The 15800-nt window shown below is 71.9% G+C and carries 19 protein-coding genes; 17 read left to right on the forward strand and 2 right to left on the reverse strand.

Translation table 11 applies throughout. The features are described from left to right. Positions 1-318: 318 nt before the first annotated feature. The gene (locus DLJ47_RS21375) at positions 319-1170 is read left to right on the forward strand and encodes a menaquinone biosynthetic enzyme MqnA/MqnD family protein (protein ID WP_109902071.1); all 852 of its coding nucleotides are present in this window, start codon (positions 319-321) and stop codon (positions 1168-1170) included. A 29-nt stretch (positions 1171-1199) separates the two neighbouring features. Here the strand turns inward: DLJ47_RS21375 and DLJ47_RS21380 are convergent, their stop codons facing one another. Together DLJ47_RS21380 and DLJ47_RS21385 are read right to left on the reverse strand one after the other, a co-directional pair. After that, complete coding sequence (locus DLJ47_RS21380; protein WP_109902073.1) at positions 1200-2132, reverse strand: hypothetical protein; 933 nt, start codon at positions 2130-2132, stop codon at positions 1200-1202. Beyond that, positions 2132-3085, reverse strand: a complete 954-nt coding sequence (locus DLJ47_RS21385) for a hypothetical protein (RefSeq protein WP_109902075.1) — start codon at positions 3083-3085, stop codon at positions 2132-2134. The genes DLJ47_RS21380 and DLJ47_RS21385 overlap by 1 nt, the downstream gene beginning before the upstream one ends. 93 nt (positions 3086-3178) lie before the next feature. Between DLJ47_RS21385 and DLJ47_RS35870 the strand changes: the two genes are divergently transcribed. From DLJ47_RS35870 to DLJ47_RS21460, 16 genes are all read left to right on the forward strand, one after another. After that, positions 3179-3331 (forward strand): hypothetical protein, encoded by a 153-nt coding sequence (locus DLJ47_RS35870; RefSeq protein WP_158289865.1) that lies wholly within the window; start codon positions 3179-3181, stop codon positions 3329-3331. Between the two features lie 114 nt (positions 3332-3445). After that, positions 3446-4513 (forward strand): 1,2-phenylacetyl-CoA epoxidase subunit PaaA, encoded by a 1068-nt coding sequence (gene paaA, locus DLJ47_RS21390; RefSeq protein ID WP_109902077.1) that lies wholly within the window; start codon positions 3446-3448, stop codon positions 4511-4513. Continuing rightward, positions 4510-4797, forward strand: coding sequence for a 1,2-phenylacetyl-CoA epoxidase subunit PaaB (gene paaB / locus DLJ47_RS21395; protein ID WP_088997011.1), 288 nt, complete (start codon positions 4510-4512; stop codon positions 4795-4797). Before paaA ends, paaB begins: the two co-directional genes overlap by 4 nt. Beyond that, positions 4794-5519 carry a 1,2-phenylacetyl-CoA epoxidase subunit PaaC gene (gene paaC, locus DLJ47_RS21400; RefSeq protein WP_109902079.1) on the forward strand — a complete coding sequence of 242 codons (726 nt, stop codon included), beginning with the start codon at positions 4794-4796 and terminating at the stop codon, positions 5517-5519. Before paaB ends, paaC begins: the two co-directional genes overlap by 4 nt. Continuing rightward, positions 5516-5992 carry a 1,2-phenylacetyl-CoA epoxidase subunit PaaD gene (gene paaD / locus DLJ47_RS21405; RefSeq protein ID WP_109902081.1) on the forward strand — a complete coding sequence of 159 codons (477 nt, stop codon included), beginning with the start codon at positions 5516-5518 and terminating at the stop codon, positions 5990-5992. Before paaC ends, paaD begins: the two co-directional genes overlap by 4 nt. Next, positions 5989-7098, forward strand: a complete 1110-nt coding sequence (gene paaE, locus DLJ47_RS21410; RefSeq protein WP_109902083.1) for a 1,2-phenylacetyl-CoA epoxidase subunit PaaE — start codon at positions 5989-5991, stop codon at positions 7096-7098. Before paaD ends, paaE begins: the two co-directional genes overlap by 4 nt. Before the next feature lie 32 nt (positions 7099-7130). Continuing rightward, positions 7131-7409 (forward strand): type II toxin-antitoxin system Phd/YefM family antitoxin, encoded by a 279-nt coding sequence (locus DLJ47_RS21415; RefSeq protein WP_109902085.1) that lies wholly within the window; start codon positions 7131-7133, stop codon positions 7407-7409. Beyond that, positions 7406-7816 carry a type II toxin-antitoxin system VapC family toxin gene (locus tag DLJ47_RS21420; RefSeq protein ID WP_109902087.1) on the forward strand — a complete coding sequence of 137 codons (411 nt, stop codon included), beginning with the start codon at positions 7406-7408 and terminating at the stop codon, positions 7814-7816. Before DLJ47_RS21415 ends, DLJ47_RS21420 begins: the two co-directional genes overlap by 4 nt. A 78-nt stretch (positions 7817-7894) precedes the next feature. After that, complete coding sequence (gene mqnC / locus DLJ47_RS21425) at positions 7895-9085, forward strand: cyclic dehypoxanthinyl futalosine synthase (protein WP_109902089.1); 1191 nt, start codon at positions 7895-7897, stop codon at positions 9083-9085. Between the two features lie 189 nt (positions 9086-9274). Then, positions 9275-10468, forward strand: coding sequence for a cell wall anchor protein (locus DLJ47_RS21430; protein ID WP_109902091.1), 1194 nt, complete (start codon positions 9275-9277; stop codon positions 10466-10468). 229 nt (positions 10469-10697) lie between these two features. Next, positions 10698-11894: a cell wall anchor protein gene (locus tag DLJ47_RS21435; RefSeq protein WP_109902093.1), complete on the forward strand. Its 1197-nt coding sequence runs from the start codon at positions 10698-10700 to the stop codon at positions 11892-11894. A gap of 107 nt (positions 11895-12001) precedes the next feature. Continuing rightward, positions 12002-12712, forward strand: a complete 711-nt coding sequence (locus tag DLJ47_RS21440) for a demethylmenaquinone methyltransferase (RefSeq protein ID WP_109902095.1) — start codon at positions 12002-12004, stop codon at positions 12710-12712. Positions 12713-12884: 172 nt separating this feature from the next. Continuing rightward, complete coding sequence (locus DLJ47_RS21445) at positions 12885-13112, forward strand: hypothetical protein (RefSeq protein ID WP_109902097.1); 228 nt, start codon at positions 12885-12887, stop codon at positions 13110-13112. A gap of 170 nt (positions 13113-13282) precedes the next feature. Further along, positions 13283-14560: a geranylgeranyl reductase family protein gene (locus DLJ47_RS21450; protein WP_109902120.1), complete on the forward strand. Its 1278-nt coding sequence runs from the start codon at positions 13283-13285 to the stop codon at positions 14558-14560. Positions 14561-14698: 138 nt separating this feature from the next. Beyond that, positions 14699-15064 (forward strand): NADH-quinone oxidoreductase subunit A, encoded by a 366-nt coding sequence (locus DLJ47_RS21455; RefSeq protein ID WP_088997021.1) that lies wholly within the window; start codon positions 14699-14701, stop codon positions 15062-15064. Positions 15065-15078: 14 nt separating this feature from the next. Next, positions 15079-15753, forward strand: coding sequence for a NuoB/complex I 20 kDa subunit family protein (locus tag DLJ47_RS21460; protein ID WP_088997022.1), 675 nt, complete (start codon positions 15079-15081; stop codon positions 15751-15753). Positions 15754-15800 lie beyond the last annotated feature (47 nt).

A 15800-nucleotide genomic window follows, 5' to 3' on the forward strand; every position in this document is an offset into this window, starting at 1 on the left:
CACCAGGTCGGGGGCGAGCGGCGGCGAGCCGGCACCCGCCGGCCCGCCGCCGCTCGCCCCCGACCTGGTGGGGAAAGACCCGGCACCCGCCGGCCCGGCGTGAGCCTGCCGCCGGCGGTCCAGCGGCCGCCGACCCCGGAGCCGGTGCGCCGGGAGCCGGCGCTTCCGCCCGTGCGCCCGCCGCCCGTCCCCCGAGGCGGCGCTCCACCGGCCCGGCGCCCGGCGGCGCTCCGGCCGACTGGCGGGGCGGGTGCGGAATTGGCCACTCCGGGGCCGGCCCGCCGAGCCTCGTCCCGCGGGCCGGGATACGGTCGGGCCATGGTCGAGCACGTCGCGCGCCCCCGGGTCGGGCACATCCAGTTCCTGAACTGCCTGCCGATCTACTGGGGTCTGATGCGCTCCGGCGCGCTGATCGACGTCGACCTGCACAAGGACTCGCCGGACCGGCTGAGCGCGGCGCTGGTCGCCGGCGACCTGGACATCGGCCCGATCTCCCAGGTGGAGTACCTGCGACACGCCGACGAGCTGCTGCTCCTGCCCGATCTGGCGGTCGGCAGCGACGGTCCGGTGCTCTCGGTGAACGTCGTCGCCACCCGGCCGCTGGGCGAGCTGGACGGCGCCCGGGTCGCGCTCGGCTCGACCTCGCGGACCGGGGTGCTGCTGGCCCAGCTGCTGCTCGCCGAGCGGTACGGCGTCCGGCCGGAGTACTTCCGCTGCCCGCCCGACCTGACCCAGATGCTGCTGGAGGCGGACGCCGCCGTGCTGATCGGCGACGTGGCTCTGCGCGCGCTCTACGAGGCGCCCAAGCAAGGGCTGGAGGTCACCGACCTCGGGCAGGCGTGGCGGGAGTGGACCGGGCTGCCGATGGTCTTCGCCGTCTGGGCGGTCCGCCGCGACTTCGCCGCCGCCCACCCCGGGCTGGTCAAGGAGGTGCACGAGGCGTTCCTGCGCTCGCGCGACCTCTGCCTCGCCGAGCTGGACCAGGTGGCCGAGGCGGGTGCCCGTTGGGAGCCGTTCGACGCGGCCACGCTGGCCTCGTACTTCCGGGCGCTGGACTTCTCGCTCGGCGAGCGCCAGGTGGCCGGCCTGCGCGAGTTCGCCCGCCGGGCCACGGCCATCGGCGCCGCCCCGGCCCTCCCGGCCGGCGGCCCCGCCTTCTTCACCGGCTGACGCCGGAGCCGGTCGGCGGCCGCCGAAGGTCAGGTGGCGTCGCGGAGGAGGGCTGCGGTGATCTTCTGGCAGTTCTTCATGCCGTAGTCGTAGCCCATGTCGATCGGGTAGCGGACCATCACGCCCATCGTCCAGGTGTCGCCGATGGCCAGGCAGTTGATGTGCATCTCCTGCTCCTTGGTCCGGTCGATCCAGCCGTTCTTGATGGCGATGGTCTTCCGCTCGGCGGACGGGAAGGCCTTGCGGATGCCGAAGTCACCCGCGCCGCGGACCAGCCGCATCTCGTTGAGCAGCCACTTGGTCCACTTCGGCCCGGCCGCCCGACCGTCGGCGATGCAGTTGCCCAGCCGGGCGGTGTCCCGTGGGGACAGCTTCGTCCGGCTCCAGCCGCCGTCGCTGGCCACGCTGCTGTCGGTCAGCTCGCACATCGAGAGCAGCCGCTTGATCGAGGCGGACCCGCCGATGGCGTTGTAGAACTGCTGAGCCCGGGTGTTGTCGCTGTCCCGGATGATCTTCGTGGCGTCGGCCAGCTTGGCGTCGCTCGGGGTCTGGTCCTTCTCGTCGGCCCGGCGCAGGTAGTCGGCGACGATCCACGACTTGATCAGCGAGGCGGTGGTGCTGGTCTCGTCCATGTTGTCCGAGCCGATGATCTCGCCGGTGCGCCGGTCCAGCACGCTCCAGGCGTACCAGCCCTCGATGTCCAGGTCGAGGTCCTTCGCCTCGAACGGCAGCGGCTCCAGCGTCTCGCTCGGGCTGGGCGTGGGCTCCGGCCGCGACCTGCGGTCGGTGGACGTACCGGTGGAGCGGTCGCCGGCGTCGCCCCACCGCGCGGCCGCCGTGGACTCGAACGGCGAGCCGGGCAGCAGGCGCAGGGACACCAGCACCATGCCGATCAGGATCGCCGCGACGGCGATCAGCTTCAGCGGCGAGGTCTCCTTGCGCTCGCCCCGGCGGCCGGCCATCAGAGCTTCCCGACCGGCTGCTGCGGCACCTTGAGCGCGGCACCGGGCTGCGGGGTCACCAGCTGGCTGGCGACGCTGGCGCAGACCTGAGCGCCGTACTTCAGCCCACTCCTGATCGGGTAGCGCAGCATCACCGCGAGGCTCCACCGGTCGGTCACGGCGAGGCAGTTGACGTGCCAGTTGCCGTCGTAGTTCAGCGGGGTCCAGCCGTTCTTCATGCTGACCGGGCCCTGGCTGGTGATCGACTCAGGCAGCCCGTCGATGATCCCCCAGCGACCGCCGCCCTGGCGGGCCTTCTGGTCCTTGGCCGCCGTGGTGCCCCGGACCTTGGCCATCTCGTCGAGCAGGAACGTGGTCCACTTCGGCCCGGCGGCGGTGCCGTCGGCGATGCAGTCGCCGAGGCGGACCGCGTCCCGGGGCGACATCCGGGTGAAGCTCCACCAGCCGACGTAGCCCGGCACGTTGCCCGGCTTGGTGTCGGTGAGCTCGCAGGTACTGGTCATCCGCTTGATGCTCGCGGCGCCGCCGATCGCCCGGTAGAGCCGGTTGGCGGCGTCGTCGTTGCTGTCCCGGATCGCGGTGGTGATGTCCTTCTTGAAGCTGCCGGGCAGGGCCTTGTCGCCGAGCCGGTTCAGGTAGTCGGCCGCGAACCAGGACTTGATCATCGACTCGGTGGAGCTGGTCGAGGCCATGTTCTTCGAGCCGGAGATCTCACCGCTCTCCCGGTCCATCAGGGCCCAGGAGAAGAACTCGCCCTTGAAGTTCACCGCGACCGGGGTCGCCGCGAGGGTCGGTGGGGGCGGTGGCGCCGGGGCGGGCGCCGCGACGCTGCCGCCGCCTCCGCCGCCGGTCTCGCCGTCGCCGGCGAGCCGGGCGTACGCGGCCGGAACCAGCAGGACGCCACCGAGGAGGACCGCCACGACGGCGAGCACCATGGTCACGCGGGAACGCATGAGTGGGTGAGCTCCAGATGTCAGGGCCGGGGGGAACCGGCTGTGTTGCCCGGACGGATCGGCGGATCGCCGAGGCCGGGGGAGACGGCCTCGATGGCTGGCGATCGTCGGCAGCCGATCGGTGTGACGGCGAAAGTCTACGTCCGGATCGGCGGCACGCCAGAACTCCACACCTGGCAACTTGCCATGAAGGCGGGAGAACGGCCCGGTATGCGTTTCTTGGGGGGATTCATCTTTGTCGCGTGAGCCACGTCATAGCCGGGGCGTCCACCGAGAGCGGTCGACCGGTGACGGAAGGTGTCACCACAATCCTGTTACACCCTCTGGTTTCTTGAGTCGTCAGCTGTAACACTTGTCCTCATGTATGGCAACGACTTCACCCCCGACGACGCGCCCGGCGGTGGTCTGCTCGGCGAGGTCGAGGCAGCCGAGGCGGCGCTGCGGGAGGCCGCCGAGCGCGGGCGGCGCGGCGGGCCCGCCCCGGACGAGGACCTGGCGGCGTACTTCGCCGCGGTCGTCGACGCCGACCAGAAGATCGAGCCACGCGACTGGATGCCCGAGGCCTACCGGAAGACGCTGATCCGGCAGATCGCCCAGCACGCCCACTCCGAGATCATCGGCATGCAGCCGGAGGGGAACTGGATCAGCCGGGCGCCGTCGCTCAAGCGCAAGGCGATCCTGCTCGCCAAGGTGCAGGACGAGGCCGGCCACGGTCTCTACCTCTACGCCGCCGCGGAGACCCTCGGGGTGAGCCGCGAGGAACTGGTCGACCTCCTGCTCAGCGGCCGGCAGAAGTACAGCTCGATCTTCAACTACCCGACCCTCACCTGGGCCGACGTGGGCGCCATCGGCTGGCTGGTGGACGGCGCGGCGATCGTCAACCAGGTGCCGCTGTGCCGCTGCTCCTACGGCCCGTACGCCCGGGCGATGATCCGGGTCTGCAAGGAGGAGTCGTTCCACCAGCGGCAGGGCTACGAGATCCTGCACACCCTGGCGCACGGCACCCCGGCGCAGAAGGCGATGGCCCAGGACGCGGTCGACCGCTGGTGGTACCCGTCGCTGGCCATGTTCGGCCCGCCGGACACCGACTCCACCCACTCGGCGCAGTCCATGGCCTGGAAGATCAAGCGCTTCTCCAACGACGAGCTGCGCCAGCGCTTCGTCGACATGTGCGTGCAGCAGGCCGAGGTCCTCGGCCTCACCATCCCCGACCCGGACCTGCGCTGGAACGACGAGCGGCAGTCGTACGACTTCACCCAGCCGGACTACGCCGAGCTGATGCGGGTGATCTCCGGCGACGGGCCGTGCAACCGGCAGCGGATGGCGCACCGGCAGGCGGCGCACCGTGAGGGCGCGTGGGTCCGCGAGGCCGCCGCGGCGTACGCCGCGAAGCGGGCACAGCAGCAGAAGGAGAAGGTGGCAGCGTGAGCAAGGAACAAGCGCCGCTCTGGGAGGTGTTCGTCCGGGCCCGGCGCGGGCTGTCGCACACCCACGTCGGCAGCCTGCACGCGCCCGACGCCGAACTGGCCCTGCGCAACGCTCGGGACCTCTACACCCGCCGCCAGGAGGGGGTGTCGATCTGGGTGGTCCCGGCCGCCGCGATCACCGCGTCCAGCCCGGACGAGAAGGACGCCTTCTTCGACCCGGCCGCGGACAAGGTCTACCGCCACCCCACCTTCTACGAGGTGCCGGACGGGGTGGCCCACCTGTGAACGGCCCGTTCGACTTCGCCCTCGCCCTCGGCGACGACGCGCTGATCGCGGCGCAGCGACTCGCCGAGTGGACCACCCGCGCGCCGGAGATGGAGGAGGACATCGCGCTGGCCAACATCGCCCTCGACCAGCTCGGCGCGGCCCGGCTGCTGCTCACGTACGCGGGCGAGCTGGAGGGCGCCGGCCGGGACGAGGACGCGCTGGCGTTCCTCCGCGACGACCGCGAGTTCCGCAACTGCCTGCTGGTCGAGCTGCCCAACGGCGACTTCGCGGTGACCATGGCCAAGCTGCTCTTCCTGTCGGCCTACCAGCTGCCGCTCTACACCGCGCTGGCCGGCTGCGCCGACGAGCGGCTGGCCGCGATCGGCGCCAAGGCCCGCAAGGAGTCGGCCTACCACCTGGACCACAGCTCGCTGTGGGTGAAGCGGCTCGGCGACGGCACCGAGGAGTCGCATCGCCGGATGCAGGAGGCGGTGGACCAGGTCTGGCCGTACGTGCACGAGCTGTTCGCCGCCGACCCGGCGGCGCCGGTCGACCCGGCGACCCTGCGGGCCGACTTCGACGCCGCCGTCTCCGCCGTGCTCGACGAGGCCACGCTGACCCGGCCGGAGAGCGGCTGGGCGCCGGCCGGCGGGCGGGACGGCGTGCACACCGAGCACCTGTCGTACCTGCTGGCCGAGATGCAGGTGCTGCACCGCGCCCACCCGGGGGCACGCTGGTGACCGACCCGAGGGCGGCCGTGGCGGCGGTGGTGGACCCGGAGATCCGGGTGGTCACCATCGACGAGCTGGGCATCCTGCGGGCGGTCGACGAGGATCCAGCCACCGGCCGGGTGGTCGTCACCATCACCCCCACCTACACCGGCTGCCCGGCGATGGACGTCATCCGGGCCGACATCCGCCGGGCGTTGGCCGCCGCCGGGCACCCGGACGCCGAGGTCCGCACGACCTACAGTCCGGCGTGGAGCACCGACTGGATCTCCGCGAGCGGGCGGGCCAAGCTCGCCGCCGCCGGCATCGCCCCGCCGGCCCCGGTGCGCTCGGCCGGCGTCGTGCCGCTCACCCTGGCGGTGCGCTGCCCGCGCTGCGGATCCCCCGAGACCGAACAGGTCAGCCGGTTCGGCTCCACGGCCTGCAAGGCGCTCTGGCGCTGCCGCTCCTGCTCCGAACCCTTCGACCACCTGAAGGCGCTGTGACAGTCACCATCACCCGCCCGGTCCGCCGCCGGCCGGTCTTCCACCCACTGCCGGTCGCCGCCGTCGACCGGCTCACCGACGACGCCGTGGCGATCACGTTCGCCGTGCCGGAGGAACTCCGGGAGACCTTCGCGTTCCGGGCCGGCCAGCACCTGACCGTACGCCGCACTGGCGAGGCCGGCGAGGACGTGCGCCGGTCGTACTCGATCTGCTCCACACCGGACGACCTGGCCCGGCACGGCCGGCTGCGGATCGGGGTGCGGGAGATCCCCGGCGGCGCGTTCTCCGCGTTCGCCTGCGGCGCGCTGCGCGGCGGCGACACCGTCGAGGTGTTGCCGCCGCTGGGGCACTTCACCTCGGCGTTCGACCCGGGCCGGGTCCGCCACTACGGCGCGGTGGTCGCCGGGTCGGGCATCACGCCGGTGCTCGCGCTGGTCGCGACCGCGCTCGCCGTCGAGCCGGCCAGCACCTTCACCCTGGTGTACGGCAACCGCACGGCGAACACGGTGATGTTCGCCGAAGAACTGGCCGACCTGAAGGACCGCTACCCGACCCGGCTGCACCTGGTGCACGTGCTCTCCCGGGAGCAGGGCGAGTCGCCGCTGCTCTCCGGCCGGATCGACGCCGACCGGCTGGGTCGGCTGCTGGACACCGTGGTGCCCGGCGACGCCATCGAGGAGTGGTTCCTCTGCGGCCCGTACGGCATGGTGGTGGACGCCAAGGCGGTGCTGACCGGGCGCGGGCTGCCGGAGTCGGCGGTGCACACCGAGCTGTTTTACGTCGACGCGCCGCCGGAGCCGCCGCGCCGGGCCGCCGACGAGCCGGGCTCCGGCACCGAGGTGACCATCCTGCTGGACGGCCGCTCGTCGAGCTTCACGATGGGCCGGCACGAGCGGGTGCTGGACGCGGCGCTCAAGGTGCGCGGCGAGCTGCCGTACGCCTGCAAGGGCGGGGTCTGCTCGACCTGCAAGGCGAAGATCGTCGACGGCGAGGTGACGATGGCCCGCAACTACGCCCTGGAGCCCGACGAGGTGGCCGCCGGCTACGTCCTGACCTGCCAGTCCAGCCCGACCACCGATCGCCTGACGGTCGACTACGACGCGTGACGGTGTAGGACAACCTGTTCTACACTCGTTCCGTGGAGCAGATCGCCGTGCGAGAGCTGAACCAGCACACGAGCCGGGTGCTGGCCCGGGTTCGGGCGGGTGAGACGGTCGAGGTGACGGACCGGGGCCAACCGATCGCCCGACTCGTTCCCATCGTGGCCGGGGACGCCCTACTGGGTCGGCTGGTCGCCGAGGGGCGTGCCACCGCCCCCACCTCGACCGGCCCAGTCCCGATGCCGCCGATCCTCGGTGATCCCACGGTCGATGCCGCGGCCGCTCTCGCCGAGTCGCGCGACGAGGAGCGCTGGTGATCTATCTCGACTCGGCGGCGATCATCAAGCTCCTCCGCCGCGAGCACGAGACCGAGCACCTCGTCACCTGGCTCAACGAACGGTCCGGCATGCCGCTGGTAGCGTCCGCTCTGGTCGAGGTCGAGGTGCCTCGAGCCCTCCGCCGCGCCGCCCCGCAGGCGCTGGTGGGCGTGCCGACCGTCCTGTCCCGTCTCTACCGGGTCGAGATCGACGCGACCGTCCGCGCGGCCGCCGGTGCGTACGCCGAACCACTGCTGCGCAGTCTCGACGCCATCCACCTGGCCACGGCGGAGATCCTCGCCGCCCAGGCAGGTGCAAACTTCGCCGCGTTCGTCACCTACGACCGCCGGCTGCTCGACGCGGCGAAGGCGGTCGGTCTGCCGGTCGCCAGCCCGGGACTGGGCTGATCGCGGCGGCTGTGGGGTGAGCCGCAGCTGGCCGGGCCCAGGCGGTCGGCCGGGCCGGGGGGACGTAGGCTCGGGGGCGTGACGGTGAGCCGGGAGATCGACGACATCCTGCAGCGCGGCGCGGACGGCGGGCGGATCACGCCCGAGGAGGCCCTGCTGCTCTACACCGAGGCGCCCTTCCACGCCCTGGGCGAGGCGGCCGACGCGGTACGCCGGCGGCGCTACCCGGACAACATCGTCACGTACCTGATCGACCGCAACATCAACTACACCAACGTCTGCGTGACCGCGTGCAAGTTCTGCGCGTTCTACCGGGCGCCGAAGCACAAGGAGGGGTGGACCCACCCCACCGAGGAGATCCTGCGCCGCTGCGGCGAGGCGGTCGAGCTGGGCGCCACCCAGGTCATGCTCCAGGGCGGGCACCACCCGGACTACGGCGTGGAGTACTACGAGGAGCTCTTCTCCTCGGTCAAGCGGGCGTACCCGCAGCTCGCCATCCACTCGATCGGCCCGAGTGAGATCCTGCACATGGCCAAGGTCTCCGGCGTCAGCCTGGACGAGGCGATCTCCCGGATCAAGGCGGCCGGCCTGGACTCGATCGCCGGCGCCGGCGCGGAGATGCTGCCCGAGCGGCCGCGCAAGGCGATCGCCCCGCTCAAGGAGTCCGGCGAGCGCTGGCTGGAGGTCATGGAGCTGGCCCACCGGCAGGGCCTGGAGTCGACCGCGACCATGATGATGGGCACCGGCGAGACGAACGCGGAGCGGATCGAGCACCTGCGAATGATCCGCGACGTGCAGGACCGCACCGGCGGCTTCCGGGCGTTCATCCCGTGGACGTACCAGCCGGAGAACAACCACCTCAAGGGCCGGACCCAGGCCACCACCCTGGAGTACCTGCGGCTGGTCGCGGTGTCCCGGCTCTTCTTCGAGACCGTGCCGCACCTGCAGGCGTCCTGGCTGACCACCGGCAAGGACGTCGGCCAGCTCGCCCTGCACATGGGCGTGGACGACCTGGGCTCGATCATGCTGGAAGAGAACGTCATCTCCTCCGCCGGCGCCCGGCACCGGTCCAACCTGCACGAGCTGATCGGCATGATCCGGGCGGCGGACCGGATCCCGGCCCAGCGGGACACCCTCTACAACCGGCTCGCGGTGCACTGGACCCCGGCCGACGACCCGACCGACGAGCGGGTGGTCTCGCACTTCTCCTCGATCGCCCTGCCGGGCGGCGGGGCGGGCCGGCAGTTGCCGCTGGTCGACGCCCGCTGACGGGCGGTTCACCGGCCGTTCGGGCACGCGATGGTGTCCGTGCGGCACCGCCGCGTCGGCCGGACGGTGCGGTGCTCGTGGCCGGGACGGTCGCCGACGGCTCGCCGGCGGCGTACGGGACAGCGGGGCGGGTGGCCGGTGGCTATGGTGCGGCCTACCGATCATCCTGCCTACGGGGGAACCTTCCACATGATCTTCCGTAACCTGGCACGGCTCGGCGCCGCCGCCCTGCTCACCTCGGGTGCGTTCGCCGCGCTCGGCGCTCCCGCGTACGCCGAGGACGCCGGCACCGACCTGTCGATCGACGTCGCCGGCACCCGCCTCGCCGCGGGCACCACCGACAAGGTCGGCTCCATCAGGCTCACCAACAGGGGCGCGGACACCCCGACCGGGGTCAAGATCAACATAGACGTCACGCAGCTCGACCTGGACAAGGTGACGCTCGCTCCCTTCGCCGAGGAGAGGTGCGCGGAGACCGAGCCCGCCGGCCGGCGGGTCTGGGAGTGCGCCATCCACGACTTCGCCGTCCCGGAGCCGGGCACCACGTCCGACCTGCCGCTGGTCGTGTTCCGGGCCGCCGAAGGGCTGAAGGAGGCGTACGCGGCGCCCGTCACGTTCACCGTGGTGGTGCCGGGCGACACCAACTCCGAGAACGACTCCAAGACCGTCCAGATCGAACTCACCACCGAGAACGGCGTCGACCTGGAGGTGTGGGCCCCGGACGTGAATGCCCAGGTGGCCTGGGAGCCGGGCGGCGAGCCGGAGTTGCTGAAGAGCACTCTCAACCCGGGTGACGAGACCATCGTCTTCGCGGGCTTCGGCAACCAGGGCGACATGATCGCCGACGGCCTCGACTTCGTCGCGTCCCTGCCGGAGGGGGTCACCTTCAGCGAGCGCCTGAGGGGATGCGAGGTGAGCGCCGACCGGCGCCGGGCGACCTGCGCGGCGGGCACCACCCGGCTGATGCCGGGCAAGACGGTGTACGGCGTCTTCGCGGTGAAGGTCGCCGCTGACGTGCCGGCGCCGGTGCTGCTTTCCGGAGGCACCGTGTCGGCCACCTCCCGGGGCGCCCTGCCGGTGACCGACAAGAGCCTGGCCCGGGCGGCCGGCGGCGAGCTGCCGCCGTTCCTGACCACCACGAAGATCGACGCCGTCGAGGACATCGACCCGAGCGACGACAGCGACGACTTCACGGTGAAGGTGGCCGCCGTGACCGGCGGCGGGGGCGGTGGCGACGGCGGCCTGCCCGTCACCGGTCCGCAGGCCGGTCTGATCGGTGGCGTCGGCGTGGCGGTGCTGGCCGTCGGTGGCACACTGTTCGTGCTGGCGCGGCGTCGTCGGGTGGTCCTGGTGACCCCGAACGACGAGCGGCCGGCCGCCTGACGGGCGACCGGCCCGGCGGTTCCACCGTCCTCCATCGGTCCACGAGGGCCGTTCACATATGAGGTACGGCAGTGGGGGCGGGATGGGTGACCATCCCGCCCCCACTGTTCGTCCATCCGGGCAGCCCTGGACGCGACTCGTACGGCGGCGCTGGCGTACGTCGCTCGATCTCCGATAGCGTCCGCTCGGTTCCGCAACCATCAGTTTCTTCCCTAACCCCGGGGGATCGATGACACCGTTCCACCGTTCCGCGCTGGCCCGCGCCGGCGTCGCAGCTCTGCTCGCGGTCGGCGGCGTGACCGTCGCGGCCGCCCCGGCCCACGCCGCCGACACCGCGGAGCTCCAACTGATCCCGCTCAGCTACGAGCTGGCCAAGGGCGTCAAGGAGGCCAAGGCCAAGCCGTTCAAGTTCCAGGTCGCCAACACCAGCACGGTGGACGCCGAGGACGTCCGCGTCCTGGTGGACACCAAGGGACTCAACCCGAAGAAGCCCAAGGTCGGCGTGGTGGTTCCCGAGGGCTGCGAGGTCGAGGGCAGCACGTTCAGCTGCCTGCTGGGCGACCTGACCGCCGGCACCACCGAGGACTTCGGCATCCCGATCTTCTCCACCGGCGGGCGCGGCGCCGCCGGCACGTTGAAGGTCACCATCAGCGCGGCCAACGCGGAGAGCGACAGCGTCGACCACGACATCACCGTCACCAAGCCCGGCTACGACCTCACCACCTGGGTGCAGGACGTCTACGCCGACGTGCAGGTGGACGGCGACGAGACCGGCGAGACCGGGCTCAAGCCGGTCCGGCCGGGTGACACCGCGCCGCTGGACTGGGCGGTCTTCAACGACGGCAGCCGCAAGGCGACCGGGATCGCCTACGGCATCACGCTGCCGGCCGACGTCACCTTCGCCGAGTTGCCGGAGGGCTGCGTCGAGCAGACGCTGGGCGGCCTCGCCCAGGCGTACTGCGAGGACTCCGGCGTGGTGTTGAAGCCGGGCCAGTACTACACCGCCGACGTGCGGGTGAAGGTCGGCGCGGGCGTGACCGAGCCGGTGCTGCGTCCCGGCTTCCTCTTCGCCTCCGGTCTGGACGCCGCCGAGGGCGCGCCGGAGGAGGCGCCCCGGGTCGCCAGCGGAACGCAGCGCAAGGCCTTCACCGAGACCGACCAGGGTGACAACACCGCCCAGTTCGACATGTTCGTCGACCTGACGGCGGGGCCGACCCCGACGCCGACGCCCACTGACGGGCCGACGGCCTCCCCGACGCCGGGCACCGGTGGCGACGGTGGTGGCCTGCCGGTGACCGGTGTGCAGGCCGGCCTGATCGGCGGGATCGGCGCGGCCGTCCTGCTGGCCGGTGGCGCGCTGCTGCTGATCTCCCGGCGGCGCCGGGTGGTCCTGGTGGCTCCGGGCGACGAGAAGTCGACCGACTGACGGGTGGCACGTGACGGGCGGGGTGGGCGACCACCCCGCCCGTTCGCGTTCGGCACCCGGGGCGACCCTGTGACCGTCGGCGGTCGCCCGGCTGGCAGAGTGGAGGGGTGAGCCGTACCCCCCAGGGCCAGCGCGCCAGCCTGGACAAGCAGCCGCACGAGGTCGCCGCGATGTTCGACGGCGTGGCCGCGCGGTACGACCTGACCAACACGGTGATGACGGCCGGCCGGGACCGGGCCTGGCGCCGGGCCACCCGGGAGGCGCTCGGGTTGCGCCCCGGCGAGCGGGTGCTCGACGTGGGCGCGGGCACCGGCGTCTCCACCGAGGAACTGGCCCGGTCCGGGGCGTACGCGGTCGGCGCCGACCTGTCGCTGGGCATGCTGTACGCCGGCAAGCGCACCCGTCCGACGGTCCCGCTGCTGGCCGGTGACGCGCTGCGGCTGCCCTTCGCGGACGGCGTCTTCGACGCGGTCACCATCTCGTTCGCGCTGCGCAACGTCGTCGACACCGAGGCCGCGCTGCGGGAGTTCGCCCGGGTCACCCGGCCCGGCGGGCGGCTGGTGATCTGCGAACTGAGCCACCCCGCCAATTCCGTCTTCCGCACCGCCTACCTGTCGTACCTGATGCGGTGGCTGCCGGCAGCGGCGCGCGTGGTCTCCAGCAACCCCGACGCGTACGTCTACCTGATCGAGTCGATCCGGGCGTGGCCGGACCAGGCCGCGCTGGCGCAGCGGATCCAGGCGGCGGGCTGGGGCAGGGTGGCCTGGCGAAACCTGACCGGCGGCCTGGCGGCGCTGCACAGGGCGGTCCGCGACTAGGGGCCGCACAGGGCGGGCCGCGACTAGGGGCCGCACGGCGGATCTTTCGGCGCTCAGCCGGTGGGACGGTGTCCCGCAGCGGCGCGGGCGGCGTGCCCCCGTTCCATGGGACGGCCCGGGCTGTTTCGTGAATATCCGCCTTTAGTCCATTTTGTTCCGTACGCTCTGCGGCATGAGACCCGAGCGGCCGGACGAGGTGGCGGCCACCGACGAGGACGCGGCCGAACTCATCGCGCAGCTCAAGGAGTTGGCCGGCGCGGACCCCGCCGACGTCCGCCGGGTGGTGGCCGAGGTGCTGGCCGCGCTCGACCGCGCCGCCGGTGGCGCGTTGCGCGAGCACCTGCCGGAGACGATCCGGCACGACGCCGGCCTCGACCCGGCCAGCCCCGCCCGGCGCTGACAGCGGACCGCGCAACCCGGATCGGCGGCCGCTCCGCCCCTGGTGAGCGCCCGTCAACCGGGTTTCCGGCAAGTTAGGTACCCCTCAGCGGGCGTCGGTGTTACCCCGGTCATAGACTCCCTCCCGACTGGCTTGTGAAGGAATTCACGAGCATGCGGGAGGAGGCGCGGATGACCGCGGTGGAGCACGACGCCGACGTCATCGTCGTGGGCGCCGGTCCCGGTGGGTCGGCGACCGCGTACCACCTGGCTCGGCACGGCGTACGGGTGCTGCTGCTGGAGAAGACCGAGTTTCCCCGGGAGAAGGTCTGCGGAGACGGGCTGACGCCGCGCGCGGTGCGGCAGTTGGTCCGGATGGGCGTGGACACCTCGGAAGAGGCCGGCTGGCTGCACAACCGGGGACTGCGGGTGATCGGTGGCGGGATCCGGCTGGAGCTGGACTGGCCCGACCTGGCGAGCTTCCCCAACTACGGGCTGGTGCGCACCCGGCTCGACTTCGACGACCTGCTCGCCCAGCGGGCCGTCGCCGCCGGCGCCAAGCTGCGGACCAGCGTGAACGTCACCGGCCCGGTGCTCGACCCGGACGGCCGGGTGATCGGCGTCGAGGCGGAGGTGGGCCCGGACAAGGCCCCCGCGACCTTCCACGCGCCGCTGGTGGTCGCGGCCGACGGCGTCTCCGGCCGGTTCCCGCTCGCCCTCGGGCTGGCCAAGCGGGAGGACCGGCCGATCGGGGTCGCGGTGCGGCGCTACTACCGCTGCCCGGCCAAGCACGACGACAACTACCTGGAGTCCTGGCTGGAACTGCGCAGCAAGGACAGCGGCGACAACCTGCTGCCCGGGTACGGCTGGATCTTCGGCCTCGGTGACGGCCGGGTCAACGTCGGCCTCGGCGTGCTCAACTCCTCGTCGGCCTTCGGCAAGACCAACTACCGGCGGCTGCTGACCGACTGGCTGGCGAACACCCCGGCCGACTGGGGCATGACCGACGAGGCCAACGCGGAGGGCCCGATCCTCGGCGCCGCGCTGCCGATGGGCTTCAACCGGGTGCCGCACTACACCCGCGGGGTGATGCTGGTCGGCGACTCCGGCGGCATGGTCAACCCGTTCAACGGCGAGGGCATCGCGTACGCGATGGAGTCCGGCGAGCTGGCCGCGGAGATCGCGGTGCAGGCGCTGGCCCGGCCGGCGGGCGCCGAGCGGGAGCGGGCGCTGGCGGCGTACCCGACCGAGCTCAAGGCGCGGTTCGGCGGCTACTACCGGCTCGGCGGCATCTTCGTGAAGCTGATCGGCCGCCCGGAGATCATGCGGATGGCCACCAAGCACGGCATGCCGCACCCGATGCTGATGCGCTTCGTCCTCAAGCTGCTGGCCAACCTGACCGACCCCCGTGGCGGGGACGCGATGGACCGGGTCATCAACGCGATGACGAAGGTGGCTCCGGCCGTGTGACCACCGGATCGACGGTCCGTGACGGACGCGGGCCCGGAACACAGAGATCGGCCCCCCGGCGCAGGTCGCCGAATGGGACGTGAATAGTGTGATTTTTGTCAAGCACCGAGGGCAGGGAAGGACGAGCAGGAGATAACGATGACGCTCTCCCCTTACGCACCGATCATCGGGCTGTTCGCCATCGCCGCGGCGTTCGCGCTGTTCTCCGTGGCGGCCGCCCGCTTCGCCGGCCCCCGGCGCTACAACAAGGCCAAGCTCGAGGCGTACGAGTGCGGCATCGAGCCCAGCCCTCAGCCGGTCGGCGGCGGGCGGTTCCCGATCAAGTTCTACCTGACGGCGATGCTCTTCATCGTCTTCGACATCGAGATCATCTTCCTCTACCCCTGGGCGGTCTCGTTCGACGCCCTGCCGATCTTCGGCTTCGTGGAGATGGTCCTGTTCATCGTCGCGGTCTTCGTCGCGTACGCCTACGTGTGGCGGCGCGGCGGCCTGGACTGGGACTGAGGGAGGAACCTCAGATGGGTATCGAGGAGAAGCTTCCCGCCGGTGTCCTGCTCACCTCGGTGGAGAAGCTGGTCAACTGGTCGCGGAAGACGTCGGTCTGGGGTGCCACCTTCGGCTTGGCGTGCTGTGCGATCGAGATGATGGCGGCCGGCGGCCCGCACTACGACATGGGCCGTTGGGGCATGGAGGTCTTCCGCGCCTCGCCGCGGCAGGCCGACCTGATGATCGTGGCCGGCCGGGTGAGCCAGAAGATGGCCCCGGTGCTGCGCCAGATCTACGACCAGATGGCCGAGCCCCGCTGGGTAATCTCCATGGGCGTCTGCGCCAGCAGCGGCGGCATGTTCAACAACTACGCCATCGTGCAGGGCGTCGACCACATCGTCCCGGTCGACATGTATCTCCCCGGCTGCCCGCCCCGGCCCGAGATGCTCATCGACGCGGTGCTCAAGCTGCGCGAGAAGATCATGCATGAGCCGCTCGGCCCGAACGGCCGGAAGATGCTCGAGGCGCGCAAGGCCCGTGGTGACGTCCCGGTTGTCCCGTACGGCTCGATGCCCTCGTCGTACCGCAGCGACAAGGCCCGGCGGGCCGAGTGGACGCAGGCCGTCCGTGAGGGTCGCGAGGAGCAGTTGCGGATCGAGAACTGGATGAAGGCCCAGAACCACCTGCAGCACGGAGGGTCGCGGTGAACGCGAGCAGTGCGGCGGAGCGGAGCCCCGCAGTCGTGAACGGAGGG

This window comes from Micromonospora sp. S4605, from assembly GCF_003176715.1.
Classification (GTDB): Bacteria; Actinomycetota; Actinomycetes; order Mycobacteriales; family Micromonosporaceae; genus Micromonospora; species Micromonospora echinaurantiaca.